The organism is Nostoc sp. DedQUE05, from assembly GCF_034530955.1.
In the GTDB taxonomy this organism is placed as follows: Bacteria; Cyanobacteriota; Cyanobacteriia; order Cyanobacteriales; family Nostocaceae; genus Nostoc.
Genome location: NZ_JAVRCB010000010.1, coordinates 140,921 through 165,447, shown reverse-complemented (window position 1 = coordinate 165,447; position 24,527 = coordinate 140,921). Strand labels below are relative to the sequence as shown.

At 41.6% G+C, this 24,527-nt stretch carries 20 protein-coding genes; 12 read left to right on the top strand and 8 right to left on the bottom strand.

Annotated elements, in window-relative coordinates:
• Positions 1–3: 3 nt before the first annotated feature.
• From RMZ42_RS09790 to RMZ42_RS09780, 3 genes are all read right to left on the bottom strand, one after another.
• Positions 4–2,361, bottom strand: coding sequence for a CHASE2 domain-containing protein (locus RMZ42_RS09790; protein WP_322671234.1), 2,358 nt, complete (start codon positions 2,359–2,361; stop codon positions 4–6).
• Between the two features lie 527 nt (positions 2,362–2,888).
• Positions 2,889–4,040, bottom strand: a complete 1,152-nt coding sequence (locus RMZ42_RS09785; RefSeq protein ID WP_322671233.1) for a DUF1822 family protein — start codon at positions 4,038–4,040, stop codon at positions 2,889–2,891.
• A gap of 58 nt (positions 4,041–4,098) precedes the next feature.
• Positions 4,099–5,298 (bottom strand): sigma-70 family RNA polymerase sigma factor, encoded by a 1,200-nt coding sequence (locus RMZ42_RS09780; protein ID WP_322671232.1) that lies wholly within the window; start codon positions 5,296–5,298, stop codon positions 4,099–4,101.
• Between the two features lie 344 nt (positions 5,299–5,642).
• On the opposite strand from RMZ42_RS09780, the gene RMZ42_RS09775 reads away from it, so the two are divergent.
• From RMZ42_RS09775 to RMZ42_RS09740, 8 genes are all read left to right on the top strand, one after another.
• A complete protein-coding gene (locus RMZ42_RS09775; protein ID WP_322671231.1) occupies positions 5,643–6,392 on the top strand; it encodes a pre-peptidase C-terminal domain-containing protein in 750 nt (249 codons plus the stop codon).
• Positions 6,393–6,557: 165 nt separating this feature from the next.
• A complete protein-coding gene (locus tag RMZ42_RS09770; protein WP_322671230.1) occupies positions 6,558–7,316 on the top strand; it encodes a peptidylprolyl isomerase in 759 nt (252 codons plus the stop codon).
• Positions 7,317–7,660: 344 nt separating this feature from the next.
• A complete protein-coding gene (locus RMZ42_RS09765) occupies positions 7,661–8,008 on the top strand; it encodes a hypothetical protein (RefSeq protein ID WP_322671229.1) in 348 nt (115 codons plus the stop codon).
• 452 nt (positions 8,009–8,460) lie between these two features.
• Positions 8,461–8,877 (top strand): hypothetical protein, encoded by a 417-nt coding sequence (locus tag RMZ42_RS09760; RefSeq protein WP_322671228.1) that lies wholly within the window; start codon positions 8,461–8,463, stop codon positions 8,875–8,877.
• Positions 8,878–9,115: 238 nt separating this feature from the next.
• Positions 9,116–11,335 carry a peptidase domain-containing ABC transporter gene (locus tag RMZ42_RS09755; protein ID WP_322671227.1) on the top strand — a complete coding sequence of 740 codons (2,220 nt, stop codon included), beginning with the start codon at positions 9,116–9,118 and terminating at the stop codon, positions 11,333–11,335.
• A gap of 46 nt (positions 11,336–11,381) precedes the next feature.
• Positions 11,382–12,884 (top strand): HlyD family efflux transporter periplasmic adaptor subunit, encoded by a 1,503-nt coding sequence (locus RMZ42_RS09750; protein ID WP_322671226.1) that lies wholly within the window; start codon positions 11,382–11,384, stop codon positions 12,882–12,884.
• 488 nt (positions 12,885–13,372) lie between these two features.
• Entirely contained in the window at positions 13,373–13,603 is a 231-nt protein-coding gene (locus tag RMZ42_RS09745; RefSeq protein ID WP_322671254.1) for an EF-hand domain-containing protein, read from the top strand.
• Positions 13,604–14,072: 469 nt separating this feature from the next.
• Entirely contained in the window at positions 14,073–15,170 is a 1,098-nt protein-coding gene (locus tag RMZ42_RS09740) for a sulfate ABC transporter substrate-binding protein (RefSeq protein ID WP_322671253.1), read from the top strand.
• Positions 15,171–15,334: 164 nt separating this feature from the next.
• On the opposite strand, the gene RMZ42_RS09735 is transcribed toward RMZ42_RS09740, so the two are convergent.
• Positions 15,335–15,715: a pyridoxal-dependent decarboxylase gene (locus RMZ42_RS09735; RefSeq protein WP_322671225.1), complete on the bottom strand. Its 381-nt coding sequence runs from the start codon at positions 15,713–15,715 to the stop codon at positions 15,335–15,337.
• Between the two features lie 383 nt (positions 15,716–16,098).
• Between RMZ42_RS09735 and cutA the strand changes: the two genes are divergently transcribed.
• From cutA to mtnB, 4 genes are all read left to right on the top strand, one after another.
• Complete coding sequence (cutA, locus tag RMZ42_RS09730) at positions 16,099–16,413, top strand: divalent-cation tolerance protein CutA (protein ID WP_322671224.1); 315 nt, start codon at positions 16,099–16,101, stop codon at positions 16,411–16,413.
• A gap of 175 nt (positions 16,414–16,588) precedes the next feature.
• Positions 16,589–17,143: an acireductone dioxygenase gene (locus tag RMZ42_RS09725; protein WP_322671223.1), complete on the top strand. Its 555-nt coding sequence runs from the start codon at positions 16,589–16,591 to the stop codon at positions 17,141–17,143.
• A 149-nt stretch (positions 17,144–17,292) separates the two neighbouring features.
• Positions 17,293–17,922, top strand: coding sequence for an HAD-IB family phosphatase (locus tag RMZ42_RS09720; protein ID WP_322671222.1), 630 nt, complete (start codon positions 17,293–17,295; stop codon positions 17,920–17,922).
• Complete coding sequence (mtnB, locus tag RMZ42_RS09715) at positions 17,913–18,548, top strand: methylthioribulose 1-phosphate dehydratase (RefSeq protein WP_322671221.1); 636 nt, start codon at positions 17,913–17,915, stop codon at positions 18,546–18,548. The genes RMZ42_RS09720 and mtnB overlap by 10 nt, the downstream gene beginning before the upstream one ends.
• Before the next feature lie 4 nt (positions 18,549–18,552).
• Here the strand turns inward: mtnB and RMZ42_RS09710 are convergent, their stop codons facing one another.
• The 4 genes from RMZ42_RS09710 to RMZ42_RS09695 form a co-directional block, all read right to left on the bottom strand.
• Positions 18,553–19,758, bottom strand: coding sequence for a glutathione S-transferase family protein (locus RMZ42_RS09710; protein WP_322671220.1), 1,206 nt, complete (start codon positions 19,756–19,758; stop codon positions 18,553–18,555).
• Between the two features lie 371 nt (positions 19,759–20,129).
• Positions 20,130–20,534 carry a DUF4112 domain-containing protein gene (locus RMZ42_RS09705; RefSeq protein WP_289799845.1) on the bottom strand — a complete coding sequence of 135 codons (405 nt, stop codon included), beginning with the start codon at positions 20,532–20,534 and terminating at the stop codon, positions 20,130–20,132.
• A 223-nt stretch (positions 20,535–20,757) separates the two neighbouring features.
• Positions 20,758–22,140 (bottom strand): HlyD family secretion protein, encoded by a 1,383-nt coding sequence (locus tag RMZ42_RS09700; protein ID WP_322671219.1) that lies wholly within the window; start codon positions 22,138–22,140, stop codon positions 20,758–20,760.
• A 78-nt stretch (positions 22,141–22,218) separates the two neighbouring features.
• Complete coding sequence (locus RMZ42_RS09695) at positions 22,219–24,435, bottom strand: peptidase domain-containing ABC transporter (RefSeq protein WP_322671218.1); 2,217 nt, start codon at positions 24,433–24,435, stop codon at positions 22,219–22,221.
• Positions 24,436–24,527: the final 92 nt, after the last annotated feature.

Below are 24,527 nucleotides of genomic sequence, written 5' to 3'. Positions count from 1 at the left end.
ATATTAATTTTTAAATTTAATATTTAAGTAAGTTGTAGCTATTAAACTATTAACTACTAAAGCCAACATAGCAGGAATTAGCGGAACCCAACAACTATATACAATTAAAAATATAAAGCAACTAACGTATAAACTAATAATGGCTATTCCTCCTGCCAAGCTTAAGTAAATGAATCGGTGCAGATAAGCAGTAAATAAACCGCCTAAAAAAGACCAACCCCAAACCCAAATTACCTCACCCCAAAGCGGCCAAGTCCACAACAGAGGTTTTCCGTCCAAAGCAGCACTGAGCAGTTGACTGACCATCTGGGCTTGTAAAAATACTCCTGGTATTGCCTGTAATTTTCCTTGAGGAGTGATGTAGGGAGTTAACCAGTAATCACCAAAAGTTTCTGCTGTTGTGCCAATAATGACTATTTTGCCTTTGACTGCATTGGCATTTAGCTTACCTCTTAACACTTGTTGTAAGGTCATACTTGGTGCAATCGCTTCTGGTGAAGGAGAAGAACGATAATTTAATAAAATTTGGTGTCCAAAAGCATCAACTCCTTGATAACCTCCGGTATGAGCTTCTATTGGTTTAAATGTCACCTTCCCTAATTGCCATGCGCCATCAGGGGTAAATTGCAACCGAATTCCTTTCGTATACAGGTAACGCAGCGCCAGTTGAACGTTCAAGGCATAGGGCGCAGTACAAGGAGATGAGGGCGCAGGAGTTAACGCTAACAACTGGCGACGCACAACATTATCTGAATCGATGGCAATATCGCTAAAACCGAGATTATGTGAAGAAACTTCTGGGGGTGGTTTTACACCTGGTTTTCCGGCTTGAGAATCGCTGAGTTGACATACCCCGACAAAGCGATCGCTTTTTCGCATCCTTGCTGCCAATGCTGGATAATCTTTATCCACTGGATAATCTCGGTATATATCCAAACCAATAACTTGCGCTTCATATGCCTCTAATTTTTCTAACAGTTTGGCAAGTGATTTGTCTGACAACGAACCTTGAGGTTTTTCCGGTTTTTGCGCCTGGACATCTTCTTCAGTTACAGTGACAATCAGCAGGCGTGAGTCTGGTTTTTCAGGAGGGCGCAAGCGTACCAGTTGGTCAAATGCACTTAACTCTAATGTTTGCAGCACGCCCAAATACCTGATCCCGATTAATATTACGGTTACTACCATGCTCGTCAGTAATATTAATGAAAAGCCAAGCCGATTTGTGGTTCCTTTAACAGGCGTAGTTTGAGACAATGATGCAGGAAGATTGGGTGTATTTCTAAACAATTCCCCCCAATTCAACGGCATCTCAGCCGGATTTTGAAAAATGACAGGCAACCATGTCGCACAGGGAAATTGGTTTTCTAGTCCCTGTAACCTTTCTCGTGCTTCCCTGACGGCTAAATACAACGAGCCTCCCCGCGCAAAGGCTTCTAAAAAATACTTTAAAAACTGTTGCGCGACGCGATCGGGTACAGGCTCTCGCATCACGATAATTTGGGGAATATGTAAATCTGCAAACTCCCAGGCCAATCCCAAGCCATCACAAGAATTGAAAATCGCTAGTTTTAGACCTCGTTCTACTGCCTTTTTCAAGGCATACTTTAACTGGCTAATTGTGAGACTTTCAGTTTGATTGATATAGATTTTTCCGGTTTGATTCGTTTCCTGAGTGGAACTATGTCCGGCGAAAAATAGAATCTGCCAATTCTGCTCCCATAACTGATCGGTAAGGTCAAGGCATTGTGGTTCAACTAAAAAAGTGATATCTGTATTGGGTAACAAATTAAGTAGCGCTTGGTCTGCTTTGGTATCAATACCTTGACTGTTACCCAAAATCGCTAAGATTTTTACTTTGTCGGATGTAGTTGCTATGCGGTTAAGGTTGACTTGTTCGTAGGCGGGAGCGCTCAAGGCGATTTCCGCTTGGGGATAGCGTTCTAGCAAATCCCAAAGATGCCAGGGGAATTTCTGTAATCGCAGGTCTTTGGTTTGTAAAAGCATCCGAATATTATCCGCAAGCATGAGTTTTTCTAACAATTTCTCGCGGATGGAACGAAAGGAATCGGAAGCAAGCCAAGCGTTAAAACTTACTTTAAATTCCTCACTCACCTGCTGGCAGTATTCGAGGCTAGGGGCTTGGGTAAGTTCTTTAGCTAAACCAATCGGACGAGATGGCAGCCTTAAATTACGATAAATAGATTGCCAACGATGATAATCGCGGAGAATCTCTGGGTTGGGGGGAAGCTCACCTGTGATTTCCACAGTCGGGCGGACATTTTCATCGCCAATCTGTAGAGTCACGGTAAACCCTTGTTCAAAGTTTCCCTCCCCTAACTTTAAGATGATTAACTTGTCCACAGCTAGTTCTCCCTAGATGTTGAGTACACCCGTAGGGGCAGGGCACTGACCATTGGTGTCAACTTCAGCTTAAACGCTTGTTGCACATATGTTTTACCCCACCCTAACCCTCCCCTTGTAAAGGGGAGGGAACTGGATTTCCGGCTTCTCTTCTTTGCAAGGTTAGTTAGTGGGCGACAATTCTCCAGCCCCTTTAAGAGGGAATTCGATTTCCGGCTTCCCCCCTTTACAAGGGGGGATTGAGGGGGGTAATTTGACTTGTGTGTACACCGTAGCCGTGGTAAGAGGAGGGACGGTTTTGGGTTTAGACAAAACCGAGGTGAGGTGACGCTGTGAGTAACCATAAGTGAATGAACTCAATATCACGTCTTGACAAGGTTTCACGTTAAATTGACACCTATGGGCACTGCCGTGCCCTTACACCCTGCTATATATATCTTGGTTGCTAACTAGGTTGTTGTGTGTAGTAAAATTCAGTTTAAGAGTAAATAATAGAAGCTAACCGTGAAGATTTTTGAAGGTAAAACTTAAAACCGCAAAATCTCTCGGTCATAGTCTTCAGGTGTGGGTTCTATTTCCCAAACCAATCCTTCTCCTAGTTCCAAAATTACTTCCAAATACAACATATCTACAGGAGTTGTTGCTGTATCTTGATTATTTTCAAAAGTTTGTAAATCTTCCGTTAGTAGTCGGAGCTTAAACCCAGCCGGAATTTGACCATCAACAGTTGTACTTCGCAATTCAAAACGCCAAACATAATCCTCAGAAGTGCTTTTTGGGAAAATGCGTAACTCGTATGTTTGCTCTGCAACTTTTATTTGCCGAGACAAACCGAGAACTGGTTCTGCACTCCGCATTCCGGCAGGTACTACAACGAATTCTCTTTTTTCCCATCCCCACTGTTGAGCTAAATTGGCTACTCCTGTCTGCAACCATTGCGGAATCGATCGCTGTATGAGTAAACCCTGACGCAATTCATACAACTTTTTTCGCCAACCGCTATGTGCCAAGAGCGCACCCCAGAGTGAAAATGGAACTGCCAAACGCGGGAATTTTACATCGCGATCGCCCAACCTTTCTAAAAGGTTTTCTGCCTGGGTTTTGCCAATAGGATCTATTGGTGCAATCTCAGCACGTAAGGCTTCTAAGCGATCGAGTTGGCGTGTAACCCACAGCACATTAATATCTGGAATTAAATCTTCTTTTTCCAAGCTGTAAGTGCGATCGCCAGCATCGTAAACTCCTTTTGTTTTCAGAATTTGATGGGTTGTATAGCCAAAAATCTTTATCCAGCCATCATCGGGATTAACTTGTACTGCTATGTAATAATCAGCAATCCACTCAGGTATATCTACCCATTCTTGCGGTACGCGCAACTCATCGTCATCCATTGCCAGGGTGGGAATTAATACCAGGCGATCGCGATCGAAACTAATAGCTGTGCCATTGACTACTTCCCAAAAACTCGGCAATGCCGCACTGTTAGGATAAACTCTGGCGGTGGAAGCAATTTCCTCCTGGAACCAAGGCAAAAATGCTTGCAAGCATTTTTGATTTATCCACCCACGTTGACAAGCACCAGCTGTTGAGTATGGTTGTTCTTGCACTTCTGGAAATTGAGTAATTTCCAAGTATAAATGCTGTGAGTTAATAGTGAATGGGTGAGGTGGGTTCAACATAAATAATTTTAGAATGGCTCCATATAAAGACCATATTAGGGAGAGGGAAGAGACAAAATTATTTCTTGTCTACTGATTGAATTTGGGTATGGCTATATTGGACTTTGAGCCATTCCTCTAAACTTGTGTTTATGGCATCTACTACGTCGGATTTAGGGGAAATATGCAAGGTGTTTTGACTCCATTGTGTGAGAGTCAGGAGCAATGACTTTTTAATGCTGCTCAGGCGACGGGAAACAGTATATTGCTTAATTTCTAGCTGTGCAGCAATTTCTTGTTGAGTCAGTTGTTGAACGTAGTAAGCTTGTAGTACTTTTTGAGACTCAGCATCGAGTCCAGCGATCGCTTGGTGCAAAACTTGGTTTAACTGAGTTTGCTGCGATCGCATATTCGCACTTTCTTCCTGCTCAATAATTTCCGTTAGTAAAGATGTTTGCAAATCTACAGGCAGTATATCTAATAAATTACCCTCATCTTCTTTGAGGGGAGCGTCTGTGGAAACCAACTTAGGATAGAGGAAAGTACGGGCAGCTTTAGCAGCAGATAATACCCAGGTTTCTATGGTTTGCTGATTGACTGCGGCAGTGGGCGAACTCAATCGGCCCAAACGTTCTGCATTATAAAGATTGCTAATAGCCTCCCAAGTCTGAGCATCTGGTTTGGTCAGCTGACGAATTTTTGTATTATCACCTGTGTAGAGTTCCTTAAAGCATTCCCAGGCTAAAACATGACTTTCGATGCTTTCTTTGTTAAATCCGGCATTTTGTAATGAATGCACTAGTCGTTTGCGGCTGAGTTTGTGCAATAATGCCCAGTCTGAGCAAATGTCTGCTTCCCGCTGTAAGCGCACTGCATCTTTGATAATCGATTCAAAAGTTAATTGTGCATAGGCTTTTAAATGCGAACTGTATTGAGGATTGAAATTTTTGAGTATTTTGTTAGTATTAGCGATCGCCATCTGAAAACAGTCTGCTACAGACGACTGCGTGGGAAAGTTGAGGGCGAATTTTCTGGCAGTCCAATAGCACACCTCTTGTAAATAAGCAGAAATATGTGCAAGTGCCACAGCACTAGATTGAGTCTGCCAAGCTTTATACCAGTAAAGTGCCCAAAAGGTATCTGATTTCTCAGTTGACGATTCCAGGCAAACTTTCATACTACGTCGCAGTTTGGCATCTGTTGCCCAACCACTAAATTGGTCTACATCGAATTGCACAAACGTAGAAAAGATTTCAATAATGCCCTGTCGGGGTTGCATGGAATACTTGCCGTTGTTTGAAACATAGCTGATTTCAATTATACAGCCATAGGTGCAAAAGCTAATTCCTTGCTGCATAAGGACTTTACAGATTTTTCAAAAAATTTTCATCCAACTGCATAAAAACTAAAAGTCATCGTAGAGAGTGATATGCAGAGAAGTTCATTTAAAAAGATGCTTTCTTTGGGGACTAGCGGAATCATTGAATAACTTCGTCAAATACAGAACAAAATTTCGATGATTACAGCCGCAAATTTATCCCACAAATATGCAACTTATTAAAAGTTACCTAATTATCTCTGCATCACCTAATTAACCAACATCAACAACAAAAGGAGTCAAAAATGACTGTCTACGATGATATCGGTGTTCTACCTGCTACCCCTGTTACCCGCAATGACTTTAATTTAAATGTTTTAGATTCCACTGATGTCTTTGAGTTCAGAATTGACACCACCCAAAACATCAATTTGTCTCTGACAAATATCAGTGCTGGTGATGATGCCGATTTGCGCCTTTATCAAGATAACGGTAACGGTTTCTTTGATACAGGCGACCAACTAGTTGATTTTTCCAGTAGGGGAAGCAACCAAGATGACTTCCTTAATCGTCGAGCAGACGCAGGTACTTATTTTGCCGAAGTGAGTCGCTTTAGCACTTCATCAGGCGATGTAAGCTACAATTTAGCCTTGTCTGCAACTACACCTAATAGTTCGCTAAGTGGTTTCAGCAATCTTTTGCCTAGAGAGTTTGCACTTGGTGACTTGTCAGGTGATGTTACCCGCTTTGGGACAATAAGTAATACCAACACCACAGATACTTACGAATTCTCTCTGGGATTATTTGAGGGTGTTGACATTACACTGAGCGGACTCCAAAGTGATGCTGACATCCGACTGATTGCGGACTATAACAACAATCGTATTGTTGATGCAGGTGAGGAAGTTGCACGTTCTACTAGTGGTGGTATTACATCGGAAGTAATTTCCAACACTAATCTTTCTGGTAATTACTTCTTGCAGGTCAATCAATTTAGTAGTATACAGACTGCTTACACCTTAACTTTTGACCAATTTACCACCACCGATGCTTAAGTTTAGGCATTAGAAGTGATAAGCGGTAATTGAAAGCATTGTAAGGTAATGCTCTCAAGTGTACGTAAATAGTCTTGCGGCAGAGAATCATACTTGAACTTTGCCGCTTTATTCCAAAAACGATCGCTGCACTTATCAAATATTTCAACAAAATAGTCTTGAAATATGAATAAAGCTTTACAACAAATAAGCGATGTCTACGACGGGCATAGCTGCATCTCGGTCTTACCTAAAGAAATTATTCCATTTTTGGCTAGTTACAATCTGATTGGGCAATTGTTATCTCAGAGCATTATCGAATCTGCGATCGCACCAATCACCTGCACACAAGCAGAAACATCTCATGCTCTAGAGCAATTTTATCAGCATTGGGATTTAACAAGCGAGCAAAAAATCCAAGATTGGTGTTCGCGTTATTGTCTGACTCAAGAGCAATTAGAACTTTTCGCAACCCGAAAGCTCAGAGTTGAAAAGTTCAAGCAAATAACTTGGGGACATCAACTAGAATCTTACTTTATCAAATACAAAAAACATTTTGATAAAGTCATTTATTCTTTAATTCGGACTGAAAATAGAGAAACTGCCAACGAACTATTTTTCCGAATTACAGAAGGGGAACAGTCATTTGCTGAACTAGCGCGTGAATATTCTCAAGGGACAGAAGCTGATACAGGCGGCATCGTCGGCCCAGTAGAACTTGGTACTATTACTCCCAATTTTGCTCAGTTACTTTGCACAAGGCAAGTGGGTATAGTTCAACCACCCATACCCTTTGGAGAATCATGGATCATTTTACGTGTGGAAAAGTTTATAACTGCCCAGTTGGACAACTTTATGCGCCAGCGATTACTGCAAGAAAATTTTGAAACTTGGTTTAAACAGCAAGTAAATCAACTGTCACCGGAAGAAAAAACCTGGATGTGAATCATACCAATTCACAATTAAAATTTTCAAGAACCATAGCTGATTTCAATTATACAGCCAGAGGTACAAAAGCTAATTGCTTGCTGCGTAAGGACTTTACAGATTTTTCAAACAATTTTTTATCCAAGTGCATAAAAACTAAAAGCCATCGTAGAGAGTGATATGCAGAGAAATTCATTTAAAAAGATGCTTTCTTTGGGGACTAGCGGAATCATTGAATAAGTTCGTTAAATACAGAACAAAATTTCGATGGTTACAAGCGCAAATTTATTCCACAAATATGCAACTTCTTAAAAGTTACCTAATTATCTCTGCATCACCTAATTAACAAAGAGGGAAAAACCATGTTAACTAATCAAAGCTGCCTAGAATCTTTTGGTTTAATTGAAGAACTTGACGAACAAGCTGCTGAAACAATTAGTGGCGGTTACGAAGTTTTTGAAGTTAAAAACAAAACGGGATACAATATTCCCTACACTGTTGATGGTACAACAACAGGCGATCCATCACCTGGCTCCGATCGTATATGGACTGCTTACAGTGGAGGAATCATTGAATTTGACTCTGACGGTCGAAGTGGCTACGAGCTATACAAAAAATACAATTTGGCCGATGGAGGAGTGTATGAGTTTCAAGACAACCTAAATACTCCTGGCAATCCATATGATATCGAACTCTATCGGGTAGACTAATCTGCAATTCTCAAGTTGATTTACTGATTTGAATTTTCGAGGTTAGATTATCCTATCTCGATTCAGATCAAAGAGCTAACTACTCAAAAATCTGGGCTAAATAGCTGAATACAATATAACGTCGGGGCAAGTGCCCCGATTTTTTACGCATAAGTATTTTACAGCTTTTTCAAAATTTTTCCGATCGCAGTGCATAAAGACTAAAATTCATCGTAAAAAGTGATATGCAGAGAAGTTCATTTAGAAAGATGCTTTCTTTGGAGACTAGCGCAATCATTGGATAAGTTCGTCAAATACAGAACAAAATTTCGATGGTTACAGCCGCAAATTCATCCCACAAATATGCAACTTTTTAAAAGCTACTTAATTATCTTTGTACGATCTAATTAACAAGGTAGCCTAATCTGCAATTCTTAAGTGTATTTAGCAAACTAAAATCAAGGATAAAAATCATGTCAAAAATCATTTCTACTAACGCTTCTGTTGTTGCTCAAGAACAACTTTTCACTAACCTAACACCAGAAGAAGCGGCTATCATCGAAGGAGGATATAACCTCTATGTAAGTAGTATAGTTTGCCTGAAAGATGGTGCAGATACTTTTAGCCAGGACGATGTTTATGCTAACGTCACTGTTGACGAGATAACCAGTAGACTCGATGTAGGTGGCATGAGTGCAGGAGATGGTAAAAATCTAGGTTGGGAATTTAACTTTTTTGAAAATGCAGAAATCAGCTTTTTCGATAGTGATTGGCCAGACTCTGACGACGCTCTAGGCGGTTTTTCCGTCTCCGGCCCAACAAACGGCATACAAAGAACTACTATAAGTGGGGGCGGTTCTAGATACAGAGTATCTTACTCAGTCAGTTGAAGAGATTACAAACCGACCTGAGTAGTACCATTTTGGATTTTAGATTTTTGATTTTGGATTGTAAAAGAGTTAGTGACTAAGCTTTTGGGCAATCCATATATTGCAATCATTTTTCAAATTGGTAGAACTTTCCAGAAATAGCTTAGTACTTAGATATTTAGGTTAGACAAACTAAATATCATCTCTAGTCGGGGAGAAAACCCCGACTTCTCTTTTTCCATTACCATTCGTCTTGACAATGAAATACCAAATAGTCCTTCAACACAGCGAAGAAGACTGCGGTGCAGCAAGTCTTGCCACGATTGCCAAACACTACGGACGCACATTTACCCTCAACCGCGTTCGAGAAGCCGTAGGCACTGGTTGTAGAGGAACATCCTTGCTAGGATTGAAGCGGGGTGCAGAAGTACTAGGATTCAACGCCCGTCAAGTTAAAGCTAGTCCCCAACTAATCGACCAATTACATCAAGCTCCCTTACCAGCAATTATCCACTGGAAAGGCTACCACTGGGTCGTATTATACGGGCAAAAAGGCAAAAAATACGTCATCGCTGACCCTGGGGTTGGTATTCGTCATCTTACCCGTCAAGAGTTAATGGCGGGTTGGGGTAATGGCGTAATGCTGCTGCTGACTCCAGACGACAGTCGTTTTTATCAACAAGAATCAGATAAAATTGGCGGACTGGGAAGATATCTGCAACGGGTTTGGCCTTATCGTTCTATTCTCGCTCAAGCGATCGCTATTAACATCGCTATTGGACTACTTTCTTTGGCATCTCCTTTTATGATGCAACTCCTCACCGATGATGTTTTAGTACGAGGTGATACCCAACTACTAACCACCGTCGCCATTGGCGTTATTGCCATGAACTTAATTAGAAGCGCCATTAGCTTAGTCCAATCTCACCTTATCGGTCACTTCGGTCAAAGATTGCAATTAGGATTAATTCTAGAATACGGACGCAAACTCTTACATTTACCCCTATCCTACTTTGAAGGACGACGCAGTGGAGAAGTTGTCAGCCGTATTGCCGATGTCAAAGCCATCAATAACTTAGTTTCCCAAATTGTCCTCGGATTACCCAGTCAATTCTTTATTGCTGTAATTTCCTTGGGTTTTATGCTCTTTTACAGTTGGGAACTAACTTTAGCTTCCATAGTTGCATTTATAGTTGTCACGGGTGTTAACCTGCTTTTCTTACCCGCGATGCGCCAGAAAACCCGGAATCTAATTATTTCTGGTACAGAAAACCAAGGCTTTTTGGTAGAAACATTTCGCGGCATCCAAGTATTAAAAACTACCCAAGCCACTCCCCAAGCTTGGTCAGAATATCAAGGGAATTATGGTCGCCTCGCCAACTTGGGCTGGAGTATGATGAAACTGGGACTGTATAGCAGTACAGTTACTGGTATTCTTTCTACCTTCATCAGTATTGGCATCCTTTGGATGGGTAGCTATTTAGTCATTAATCGCACCTTAACAATCGGTCAATTAATGGCATATAACGGCATGAGTGGCAACTTTCTTGGGTTCTTAGGTGCTGCCATCGGCTTAGTAGATGAGTTTATCACAGCCCAGATAGTCCTGCAACGGATGACAGAAGTGATTGACGCTACTCCAGAATCCGAAAATGATTTTAAAAAGCCTTGGGCACAAATTCCTGGCGATGCAGATATAACTTGCACTGAACTGAACTTTCATCACGCAGGTAGAGTTGACCTTCTACAAGATTTTTCCTTAACTATTCCTGGCGGTAAAGTTATTGCTTTAATTGGCAAATCTGGCTGTGGTAAAAGTACCCTGGCAAAATTGCTCACAGGCTTATATAAAGTCGAGTCTGGGAATATTCGTTATGGTTTTTATAATCAGCAAGATTTATCCTTAGAATGTTTGCGTCAACAAGTAGTATTAGTTCCTCAAGAACCCCACTTTTGGAGTCGTTCGATTATTGATAACTTCCAGTTTAGCTATCCTCATATTAGTTTTGAAGAAATTGTTAAAGCTTGTCAAATTGCAGGTGCAGATGAATTTATTAGCAAACTCCCTGATAAATATCAAACTGTTTTAGGAGAATTTGGGGCAAATCTTTCTGGTGGACAACGCCAAAGATTAGCCATAGCCAGAGCCATAGTTACTCAGCCACCAGTCTTAATTTTAGATGAATCCACGGGCGCACTCGACCCAGTAAGCGAAAGACAAGTATTAGATAGACTTTTATCCCATCGTCACAATCAAACGACTATTTTAATTAGTCACCGTCCCAAGGTAATACAGAGAGCAGATTTAATTGTATTTTTAGAACAAGGACGCTTAAAAATCCAAGGTACACCAGAAGAATTGCGCTCTTTACCTGGCGAACATTTAGATTTCTTAGATGATATTTTTTCCTCTCATAATGGGTTGGCACTGATATCTTCCCCGGCTCATCATAACGGCAAGACTGCCACTATTAATTAAGATAATTCGTAATTCGTAATTCGTAATTCGTCATTTGTAAAAGATCGTGGTTAGCAATACAAATTTTCTCCCCCCAATTCAAACAAACGAATTTCTCCCACCAATTACTCGTTGGACAACATGGGGCGGCATGTTTATTCTCTGCGTTCTGGGATTAGCTGTACCACTTGCGGCAATTTGTAAGTATAAGGTTACAGTCCAAGCACAGGCGGTTGTGCGTCCGGCGGGTGAATTGCGAATTGTGCAAGCGGCGACTGAAGGCCAGATTATGCACATTTATGTCAAAGAAAATCAACTTATCAAAAAAGGAGATGCGATCGCAACTATTGATGACTCGCGTCTGCAAACTAAAAAAAGCCAATTGCAAACTAGTATTCAACAATCTAAGTTACAACTAGTGCAAATTAATGCCCAGATTAGCTCCCTTAATAGCCAGATTCGAGCCGAAACTGACCGCCTTAACCGGATTATTATTGGCGCTCAAGCCGAATTGAGCGGTCGCCGTCGCGAATATCAAGATAAAAATCTGACAACTGTTTCCGAACTCCAAGAAGCTGATGCCAACGTCAAAATTGCTGAGAAAGAATTGTTGGCTGGGGAAGCACAGTTAAAAACAACACAAGCAAATCTCCATGCTGCTGAAGCTGCTTTGGGTGTAGCTCAGTCAAAACAGAAGCGATATGAGAGTGTAGCTAACCAAGGGGCGCTATCTCAAGATCAATTGGAAGAAGCACAATTATCTGCCAGACAGCAAGAGCAAGCGGTAAAGGCACAACTTGCAGCAGTGGAGGCGCAAAAACAGACAATTGAACGGTTACAACAAGCGGTATCTGCTGTGATTGCCAGAAAACAACGCGCCCAAGTTGCCGTAAATCCAAGTAATGCAGCAGTAACTGTTGCTACTGAGCGAATCGCTCAAGAAAAAGCCGGAGGGGAAAGCAACAAAGCAACATTAGAAAAAGAACGCCAAACCCTAGTTAACCAACGGATTGAAATTGAAAAGCAGTTAGAGCATGATACTAGCGAACTCAAGCAAGCAGAAATAGATTTAGCTCAAACTGCGATCGCAGCTACCGCCGATGGTATCATTTCCCAACTCAATCTACGAAACTCAGGTCAAACTGTGCGGGCTGGCGAGGAAATATTGCAAATTGTCCCTACTGATGCACCTCAAGTTTTGAAGGCTGCGGTGGCATCTGATGAGCAAAGTAAGTTAAAAATTGGTCAAAAAGTCCAAATGCGGGTCAGCGCTTGTCCTTACCCAGATTATGGTACTCTGAATGGTCAAGTACAGACGATTTCTCCAGATGCGATCTCTCCTCAAAAGAATGGCACAAATACATCGATGAATGGGACTACTAGCCCAAAAGCTACTGCGCCCGGAGCTTTTTATGAAGTCACAATTGAACCGGAAACTCTGGTTTTAGGTAAAGGGAAAAACCAGTGTCATATTCAATTGGGTATGGAGGGTAGGGTTGATATTATTTCCCGTGAAGAAACCGTGCTGCAATTCTTTCTCCGTAAGGCGAGGTTGATTAGTGATTTGTAACTTTTTCTTTAATGTAACTATTACCGCGTAGGAGTACAAGTCGGCAGAGCCTACGACAGTCGTCTCAAGTCGAGAAACCCGCCCTTACTAACTATCTCCCCTTGGAAGAAGACTGCGACTCTTCACTGATGCAGCGTCTACGCTTTGTATCAGTTCAACTGTTGCGCGCCCTACAGCCCTTCGAGCATCCTACGGCAGGCGTTGGCAAAGCGATCGCTTTTGTGTTTAATAAAAGCAAGTTTGCTAAATTCCTATATTGAATTCGGGCAGTCGTCGAGCGAAATATCTGACTACGTTAGAAAGAAGGCGCATCCATGTCGATTTATTTTCGTTGTCAGACTGTAAACCCTGTAACCCACAGCGTACAACCGATCTAAGCCCCAGCGATCGCCGTTTCTACGTCTAAAGATACAAGTTTTTTTAATTTTGAGATATTAATCAAAGATTAATGAGATATTAAGTTGAAAAACTAGTTCAGATAGAAACTTATCATGACCGAGCAAGAGCTTCAATCCCTTTTTAATTCCTTAGATACCGATGGAGATGGTAAAGTATTCATTAACGATCTTTTTTTAAGTCCTGGCTTAAGTGCAATCATTTCATCAGAAACAAATACCACTAGTCCCCAGGAATTGCTAGTAAATTATGCAGACAAAGACGGTAGTATTACCTTTGAAAAGTTAAAGGAAGCAGTTGAGAAAGCAAATAATTTAAACTAGCAACCCAATCCCTAACACCCAATACCCAACAACCAAAAATCCCTCTCTAGCCGACGCTTTGAGGGATTTGCAATTTTCATGGTCATTAGACTTCTTGGCAAAAGTCGGGAAAAAGTGAAGGTGGGGCCCCCTCTGGGGATAAGGGGTGGGGGAAAGGGGGAAAGGTTTGTTATTTTCCCTTTCCCCTTTACCCCTTTCCCTTTACCCCGCTTGCGTTTCCTTCGCGAACTACTAGTTGCTTGTTTGAGCTTAACTTGACACCATTTGAGCCTCAACGATCCGGCAGGCGAAGTGCTTTCGGTGTTCTACATATACAACTTGTTTAAATTGAGGTTAACCAAAGGTTATGCAATGAATCGCAACTATCTTATAATACCTCTAAACTACAGTAAATCTCTCGGCTTACCGAATTTAATAGAGGAGGGAAATTTTGAGAAACAAGCGGCAGCATACTTGGAAGTTAAACTATATCAGGAAACAAGTTCACACTCGTACTGTTAAAGCTTGGCAAGCTATAAGAAACTGGGGGTTTATATCCCTATTTTTGGCGGGAGTAAGCTTAAGTATAGTGATGAGTGCTTGCTCTGGAGCTAATGTTGATAACACTGGTAATAGAATCGCCACTTCAGAGCGCGATCTAAACCTAACGTTTGTTTCTTACTCAGTGACAAAGGCTGCATACGAGCAAATTATTCCCCAATTTGTAGAAAAATGGAAAAAAGAGCATAACCAAAATCTGAAGTTTACTGAAAGTTATGATGGGTCTGGTTCTCAAACCCTAAATGTGATTGATGGTTTAGAGGCTGATGTGATACATCTGTCACTAGCCCTTGATGTTGACAAACTGGTTCAGACAGGTTTTATTCAACCGGGTTGGGAAAAAGAAGCACCAAATAATGCAATTGTCACCCAATCCGTAGGTGCGATCGCTACTCGTGAGGGAAATCCCAAAAATATTAAAACATGGACAGATTTGACAAGACCAGGAGTGAGCGTACTGACAGCTAACCCAAAAACATCTGGTGGTGCGCGATGGAACTTCTTAAGTTTATGGGGTTACATAACAAAAACTGGTCAGAATGAGAAGCAAGCATTAGATTTTACTTCTAAAGTTTATAAAAATGTACCTGTGCTACCCAAGACTGCTCGTAATGCCAGCGAATTGTTCTTTAAACAAGGTCAAGGGGATGCTTTACTCAACTATGAAAATGAAATGATTTTATCAAAACAAAAAGGCGAAAAATTCTCATATATTGTCCCTAATGTGAATATATCTATTGATAATCCAATTGCTGTGGTAGATAAGAACGTCGAGCAACACGGGACTCGGAAAGTTGCAGAAGCATTTGTTCAATATCTCTATACCCCAGAGGTACAACGGGAATTTTCCAAAATAGGATTTCGTCCTGTGAATAATACGATTGCAAAAGAATTGGGTAGCAATTTTCCTAAAGTTAAAACTCTGTTCAAAGCTGAAGATTTAGGAGGATGGAACAAGATTCAACAGAAATTTTTTGATGAAGGTGCTATTTTCGATCGAATCCAAGCTCAGAAGTCTTTAAAGTAAATGGGTAAAAGTTTTCATAAACTTTGCAATCTACGAGATTAGGAGCCTAGACCATAAGCTATGTTATAGAAAAGCCTATGGTCTACAATCTTAGATAAATATTCAAACAAAAATTACTATTTAAAGAGCTTGAAGGCTTTGCGATCGCAGTCAAAATGTTGCTATCAAAAGATAAACCCCCAAAGTGACAAAGGTAGAAAAAGCTTACTCGTCCGTGAAATACTTTTTTGAGACGAATAAGTTAATATCCCCACAGTAGCAGCAATATAAAAAGGAATTAACCCAAATTTAATATCTGTAACAATTTGCTGCTGTAGTAATTCAGGACACATTCTATAATCAGCATCAACCTTAATTAAATGGAAATTTTCTCGCTTAATTCCCGCTACAATAGCGGCTTTCTCAATTGAAAAGTGTGCTTGAGTAGAAGTGTAGACAACCAGTTGATTAATATCTGCTTTTAACTGTTTTTTAGCTGCTATCAAAGCGACTAAAGAAGTACTATTAGCTGAGTCTTGGATTACTCCCCCTGCCAAAAGATTCACACACGACTCAATGGCATCTCAATATTTCTCGGTTAAGTATTTTTAATTCGGAATCGGATTTTGCGAAAAGGTTACTGGGTTTGGGTTAAAGGTTTTTTCTTTTCCCTTTTCTGCTTAACCAAGAAGTATTAAATGGCATCCAGCCCTACCGATCCTATTAGTAGGTAAGCCCAAAACTTCAAAGCAATAGTCACGACTGCTGCCTCAATCGATAGAACAGAGTCAATATACTGGCATAACGAGATAAAATAAGTTTACTTTTGGACAGAAGTGGGCATCTGTGGAAGCTCTAGATACTCATTTACCCCATTTGCAAGCAACAGTAGCCCAGCAAGAGGGATTAAGGCGTGTTTTCTCACTCTAATTGTAAGTCGGAAACTTTTATGAAAATCTACTATGTAACTTTAAATAATACAGATGAAGCGCGTAAAATTGGTCGGGCATTACTAGAATGTAAGTTAGCAGTTTGTGTCAATTGGTTCCCGATTACTTGTGCTTATAGTTGGCAAGGAGAAATTACTGAAGAACCAGAAGTTGTTTTAATTATCAAAACTCAAGATGGTTATGCTTTAGAAATCGAAAAACTTATTCATGAGCACATTACTTATACTAATTTCATCGCCGAAATGTCTCCGACAGCAGTTAATCAGGGTTTTGTCAATTGGTTGAATGCAGAAGTTTCACCGCGCTCACAATAGAAATTACCTAATACCATTTCTTCCCCTGCTCCCGTTGGCTTACCTCAGTACTGCTCGGCACGGGTCACTCACAGCAAGCCTTCTGCTTTACTTACACAGCGATAGGATATTTTTTTAGTTGGAAGTTCCTTATGCCTCAAAAGGCTTATTCTAACTATTTTACTGGAGGTCAAAAATGGCAGTTCTCAAACTAGAAAATGGAACTCTCTACACCGATTTAATTCACATTGCTCAAGAATTAGCCCCCCTGAATATTCAAATTAATCGTCAGACGGTAGGAGATAACCCCAAACTCCAACATTTGTTGGCACAGGATAGTCTCAACGAAGATGAAAAAGAACAAGTACTCAAAGCAATAGATAGTTACTTTGAGCAACTACAACAGACAGCCGGCTATAAATCTCGTGATTTGGTTGTCCTTCATCAAGGGATTCCTAACCTTGATGAGTCAATGGCAAAGTTTGACCAAATTCATACCCATGCAGATGATGAAGTCCGCTACATCATTGATGGAGAAGCGATTTTTGGCTTTGTACGTTCTGATGGTAGTCAAGTAGAACTGACAGTACAACCAGAAGAATATATCAACATTCCAGCCGGAACCGAACATTGGTTTTATCTCACCCCAGCAAAGCGAGTGAAAGCAGTACGCTATTTCATCACCACAGAAGGTTGGATACCCCAATATACAAGTAGAGAAATTCGCACCCGCCAACCCCTAGTGAGTTGAGAAGGCAGAAGGCAGAAAGTAATTGACATAAATAAATTTAGGGGTTTTAAACCCGTTCCGCAGAGGGCAAAAATATATTTTCTGCCTTTTATCTTTCTTCGCTCAATTCCAAATTATCAAACATTACGAATTACGAATTACGAATTAGTATGAAGCGGATTGTTTTTTGTGACTTTGATGGCACTATTACAGTTGACGAAACTTTTGTCGCGGTTCTGAAAAAGTTTGCACCAGTACTTTCTGCAAAACTACTGCCTGAAATGTATGCAAAAAGGCTGACACTGCGAGAGGGAGTCAAGGAAATTCTGCAATCAATTCCATCTGCAAGTTATCCAGAAATTCTGGAATTTACTAAACCTCAATTGATACGTCCTGGGTTTATAGAATTGTTGGATTTTCTGGAGTTTCAGGGAGTTTCATTAATAGTAATTTCTGGGGGACTACGGGGAATGGTAGAGGTTGTTTTGGATAGGATAGTGCATAGAATAGAGAAAATTTATGCTGTAGATGTCGATATTAGCAGTGCTTATTTAAAAGTAAATTCTGAATACGAAGGAGATACGGAACTGATCGCTAAGGTACAAGTTATGGATCGGTACCCAGCCGATGAAAAAATCGCGATTGGTGACTCCATCACCGACTTAAATATGGGATTGCAAGCTTCTGTTGTCTTTGCACGCTCTCCCTTAGCAGAATATTTAGATGAACACCAAAAACCCTATATTCCTTGGAATGATTTTTTCCAAATCCGGGATTATTTAGCAAAATCATGGAGTTAAACCCAACATTACCAGATCCTCGTTTGCAACTAATTGCCACTGCTCGGTATTTTTACCAACAAGGTTGGATGGTAGGAACTGCCGGCAACCTCTCGGCTCGATTAGCTGATGGTAGTTTTTGGATTACAGCTAGTGGTAAATCTAAGGGCGAGTTATTACTCAACGATTTCGTTCTGATTGCTCCAGATGGCAAAATAGAAGCATCAGCCACCCAGATGATACCTTCAGCTGAAACAGCTATTCATCAATTAGTTTACCGCCTGTTTCCACAATCACTTGCTTGTTATCATATACATTCTATTGAGAGCAATTTGGTTTCTCGTTTGGTTGAAGGTGATAGTTTACTTTTACCACCCCTAGAAATGCTCAAAGGTTTGGGAGTTTGGCAAGAAAATTCCTGTTGTATAATGCCAATTTTTGCTAATCATTTTCAAGTTGCCCAGATTGCTGGTGATATTGAACAACGCTTTGCCGTCACTCCACCGCAAATATCCGCATTACTAATTCGGGATCATGGTTTGACAGTTTGGGCTTGTTCTCTTGAAGCTGCTCGTAATTATATTGAGTTATTAGACTACATCTTTCGCTACATGGTTGCTGCCACTCGGTTAGACATAAATATCTGAAATCCTACTTGATGGCAAAGTTAGACGGGTCTTGATCTCGTCGATGCTTAATGGGAATGGGGGCTGGCTGCCCATCACCCGCAAGGGCTGCGGTTTTCTCCAGGGATTCCCTCAATCGCTTGGCTGCGTAGATAGACATATCTCGTGGTACATTAATGCGATCGCGCAAATATCGGAGAGCAACATCAGATCCCGATGGAGGTACGCAGTCTTCCCCTGTCATCATGTGTGTTAAAGCACAACGTAGCGCGCGATCGAACAATTTATCATCTAAGGGGTTGACTCGGATAATATTGATGCGGTGATCGATAGTTCGTTTAAGAGCTTCCATACGGGAGTTTTCCGGCTCTGGATAAGTAACATCTGGTAGTCCAAACCAGGGGCCGTTATCCACCCGCGCTTTATTGAGAAGCATCTGGCTTTCGCCGTTTTCCCAACAACCTCCCATCTGGGGCGGCAAATCATGTGCGTGGGTGTGAAAGTCACTCTGGGTACCGCAGTAGGTCGGTCGGCTTTCCATTGCGGCAAACCATGCGCTCAAACGAGGGTTTTCCTCCCGCAGTGAATAGCCTTTGTAGTAGTAAAGGCTCGCATTCATCCGTTCGAGATATGGCGTAAAAATAACATCGACGATGCCGAAGCTATCTAGAAAGTAAGGGCTTGGGGTGCTACCCAGAGCCGACTCTACCCTAGCCACCACTGCGATAAATTGTTCTCGGTTGCGTTGCTCTTGTTGAGACGAACCTGCTCTAGAACACAGCCAAACGCACCAAGCTCTAAATAAAAGTCGTTCTAATTGACGTAAAGGAAGCACCGTGCGGTCTTCCATCCCTTGGTTCAATGGAGCAAATACCTTTTCCAAAGCGATCAAAATGTCATCGCTTTCCTTAATAATCCGTCCATCTAGCTCGATCGCGGGGAGCATTCCTGATGGTACCTTACGTTTGTACCAACTTTCTTTCTCCCCATAGCAGAACATTGTCACTTTTTCGATGCGATAGGGGATCTGTTTTTCCTCTAGCCATAACCAAACTTTTTGACAGTAAGGACACCAAGCGTGGTTATCGCGGTACAGCGTTACCCGTACATCAGATTCCGGTTGACCAAACAAGCGCAACCTAGCTCTAGCGTTGGTGGGACCATTAACGGTATCTATTTGATAGTCCGTGAGGGTTTCTAGTTCTTCCCAGCTTAAGGGTGCGGTAGTCATAGGGGGAGTTGCGTAGGGCAATACTTAGGACAATTCTATACTCTACAATATTTTGAATTACACCAAGGCTGAATTTAACCGATAGGTTCGCCCATCAATTCTTTCCACTTCAAGAAAAAGTTGAAGTGACGATACCACGTTCAAAGGTTCTGGCAATTTGGCATAACTTGTCTCTGAATTGCCGTTTAAATGAGATATCAACAGAACAGACGCAAATCGCCAGTTGTTGACCCAACGCTGTAGAAGAACTCAACAGACCACCCACAGCGCTCGGTCATCGCTTCACTACAACTGGCTAGTAATGTACTAGAAAATACATAGTAAATGTGCAATGGCGATGCCTATGGCCATAAAGTACGCTCTTTTCCTACTTAAATTTGGCTGAATTTTTGAGAGTAAAGTTCATCAGACACTTTTTTTAGTTCTGGTTCAACTACTGTCAAATGCTGCTCTAAAATTGCCAAATTCCGAATGTTGGACTTATAGAAAGCATCAAACAAATCACCCACTAAAGGCACAGTACCAACGACTGTTTCCAAACCTACATTAAAAATCATTTTGGCTAAGTCTTGACGCGGGATGCCAAACTGAGTAGCTAAAAATATAATGTAAGCTGAAAACGCTGTACTGATTAAATCACCAGCACCTGGAACTAGACCAATGATTGGGTCTATGCCAATGCGAAAACCTGTTAAAGGGATACGTATTGATGTATCCATCAGACGGCTAAGTTTGCGAATGCGATTTAGAGTAGCAAGGCGTTTGGCAGCGTCCATAATTGACCATATTTACACTACTTTTAAATTGCACCATTTTTAGTTCTTTGTCTTGTACCGTTAGAAATAACAAGTATGCATAAAAATCCTGAATCCTGCCTAAAAAAGCAGATAGATGGATGATATAGTTTGTTGCGATGCCTGCGGTGGTCACTGAGCTAGTCGAAGTGCGGTAAACTACGCTCTATTATTTCTTATGGTCAATTTGCGATCGCAGTTCGTGTCAAACATCTACAATTAGCCTTGCTTTTCTCAAAAAGAATTGCAGTATAGTTTCTTCTTTAGAAATAATATCGGCTCTGCCTTCCATTCCCATTTGAATGGAACATTGTCTAGTTTTTCGACCTAAAGACAGACCTTCAGGTTCAATTGTTACCTCATAGAAAGCAGCAGTACCTTTGGGAGCAGTTGCGATTGTAGGAGCGCCTGTAGCAGCACCATTATTCGCTGGTGGGAAAAATGCATCTGGAGAAATTGATTTAACTTTGCCTTTGAGAGTACCGTAATCTGGATAAGGACAAGCCGAAACTCGCATTTGTACATTTTGTCCTGGTTTGAGCTTGTTTTTATCTTCAGTTCCTACCACTGCTTTAATTACCAAGGGGGCAGAAGTAGGAACAATTTGGGCGATTTCTTCTCCAGGGCGCAATGTTTGACCGGGGTTACGTAGGTTTAGCTTGGAGATCACACCGTCTGCTGTGGCAGAAACGATTGTCTCCTTAAGTTCAACATTTACTTGTTTAAGTTCGCGGCCATCATACTCGAACTTTGTCTGCATTTCAATTCGTTGTTGAATCAGGGCGTTGCGTTCTTTGTTCAATGTGGCAATGTTAGCTTGCCCCGTAGCTTTTTCTTGAGCAATGCGTTGAGAAGCGATCGCAATTTGTGCTTGAGTGGGATTGAGGGCAGCTTGTAAGCTTTGCAACTTGGCTTTAGCAGCAGAGAGTGCTTGTTCTTGCTGGCGAACAGCTAATTGTGCTTCCTCAAATTGGTCTTGTGACAAAGCCCCAACTTTGGCTACATTCTCATATCGGTTTCGTTTTGACTGGGCTGCTCCTAAAGAGGCAGTTGCTGCTCTGACATTCGCTGCGGCTTCTTGGACATCACTAACAGTAGTAATTTGCTTATCTTGATAATCCCGCTTGCGACTGCTCAATTCAGCTTCAGCTGCCGCAACCGCACGCTTACTGCTGTCAGTTTGGGCTACAATCTGGTTATTAAGAGCATGAATCTGAGCATTGATTTGAACCAGTTGTAATTTTATTTGCCCAATGCTACTTTCTAGTTGGCTCTTTTTGGTTTGTAGACGGGAGTCGTCAATAGTAGCGATCGCATCTCCTGTTTTAACTACCTGATTCTCTTTCACAAAAATCCGCACAACTGGGCCTTCCGTGGCAGCCTGAACCAGCCGCAATTCACCAGCCGGACGCAAATTTGCCTGTGCTTGAACGGTGACTTTGTATTTAGTTACAGAGGCAACGGCAATTGCTATTGTTACAGTAACCAATGCAACTATACCGCCAACAGTAATCCAATTACCAAGTGGTGGAAGAAAATCGTTTTCTTCAGCTTCAGGAACGAAGACAGGATTAGATTGACTAACCATAATAATAAATTGAGTAAGAGATGATTTTTGAGGGGATGATTGAGGAGTAATCCAAAATCTCAAAGAAAGAAGATGGGATTAACTAATGGCGGCGTATTTGCCATTAGTAGGACTGGAAGATTTCACCAGTAAACTTGGAGTTGACGATCGAACATCGTCTAGGAAACCCAAGTGTTCGCCAGCAATTTGGCGCAATTCTTCTGGAGAACCTTGAATTTGCAAACGTCCTTTCTCTAGTAATACAATCCAATCGGCTCGCTCAATGACTTTGGGGCGGTGACTAATTAAAATTGTGGTTTTGCCTTGGCGATAGGTAAGCAGTTGATCTAGTACTTCAGCTTCACTCACCGGATCGAGAGCGCCGGTGGATTCATCCAAAATCAGTATAGGTGGGTTAGTAATTATCGCTCTAGCGATCGCTAATCTCTGCCGTTGTCCACCAGAAAGATTAGCTCCAAATTCTCCTAAAACGGTATGATATTTGTCAGGTAATTCGCTAATAAATTCATCAGCTCCTGCTATTTGGCAAGCTGTGACAATTTGTTCAAAAGTCACTTCAGGATAGCTGAAGTGGAAGTTATCAAAGATTGAGCGACTCCAAAAGTGTGGGTCTTGTGGTACTAAGACTACCTGCTGTCGCAGACATTCTAAAGATAAGTCTTGTCTGTTATAAAGACCATAACGGATATTACCTGACTGGAGGGAATATAAACCAGCCATCAGTTTGGCTAGGGTACTTTTACCACAACCAGATTTACCAATTAAAGCAATAACTTTACCACCAGGGATAGTCAACGAAAAATCTTGCAACAGATCAACTCTACCAGCATGGTGAAAGTTAACTTTAGTGCAGATAATATTTGCATCAGTGGATATTTCTGCCCAAGGCCTTTTCTGTTCATTCGAGTCTTCTGGGGTAGCGTCAATCACTTCTGCCATTCGTTGGATGACAATTTGAGCAGTAATAAACTCATCAGCTAACCCGATTACTGAACTGAGGAAACCGAGAAAGTTCCCACTCATGCCATTAAAAGCTAGCAGTTGACCGATGGATAATGTTTGATTTATTACTAAATAGCTGCCTAACCAGAGTAAACCTATATTAGTTATAGTTGAAAGAACATTAGTGAATGTACTGCTGTAGAGTTCCAGTTTCATCGTACTCCAGCCCAAGTTAGCAAGGCGACCATAGTTGGTTTGATACTCTTGCCAAGCTTGCGGGGTTGCTTGTGTTGTTTTGAGTACTTGAACGCCGCGAAAGGTTTCCACTAAAAAGCCTTGATTTTCAGTGCCTAAAACAATCAGCTTACGGGTTTTCTGACGTAAGGCGGGTAGGAAAAGCAGGTTAACTAAGGTGACAATGACAAATGCCAATACGGAAGCCAGAGTTAGTTGCCAACTCAAAAAGAGCATAAAGCCCAACGAAACTATAGCAATAAAAAATTGGCTAGGTAAACCAAGGACAATCTGCGAAACTAACTCATTGATCGCATGAATATCGGCAATTCGGCTGACGACTTCCCCACTCCGATGTCCTTCAAAGTAAGATAAGGGCAAGTGTAAAAGTTTTCGACCGTAATCCAGTAGCAGTCCTAACTGTAAGCGCTGCCCGAAGTGACCGATGAGGTGAGACTGTACCAAACCAATTGCACTTTTAAACAAGTTTATGGCAATTACCCCAATTGCCACAGTAGTTAGTAATTGAGTATCTCCCCGCACTAGCACATCATCGGTGAGGAGTTGCATCATCAAGGGATAGGCGAGAGACAAAAGTCCAATGACAATATTGATGGCGATCGCCTGACCCAGAAGGAAGCGATAGGGCCAAACACGCACCAGATAGCGTCCAAAGCCAGTCATTTTGTCATCTGGTTGCTCAGAGAAACGGGTGTCGTCTGGCACCAACAGCAGCATAATTCCATTACTCCAACCCTCGACTAATTCCTTACGGCTGAGGTAACGGATACCAAATCCCGGATCGGAAATTACATATTTTTTCCCCTTTTTACCGTATAAAACTACCCAGTGGTAGCCTTTCCAATGTATAATTGCGGGCATTGGAGCTTTATCTAAACTGTCGATCAGTTGAGGAGAAGCTTTGACTTGGCGAACATTGAATCCCAAAGCTTCTGCACCCCGATTCAAACCAAGCAGGGTAGTACCTTGCGACCCCGTGCCTACCGCTTCTCGTACCCGGCTCAGACTTAAAGTGCGTCCGTAATGTTTGGCAACAGTTGCTAGACTTGCAGCGCCACAATCTTCTTCACTGTTTTGGAGAACAACCTGGTATTTCATAAAAAATTCGGGAATTACTTGGTTAAGCCGTTTGCGACTTGATTTTCATGCCGTTCGCGTACTCTTACGCTCAAAGCTTGCTATGGGTATTA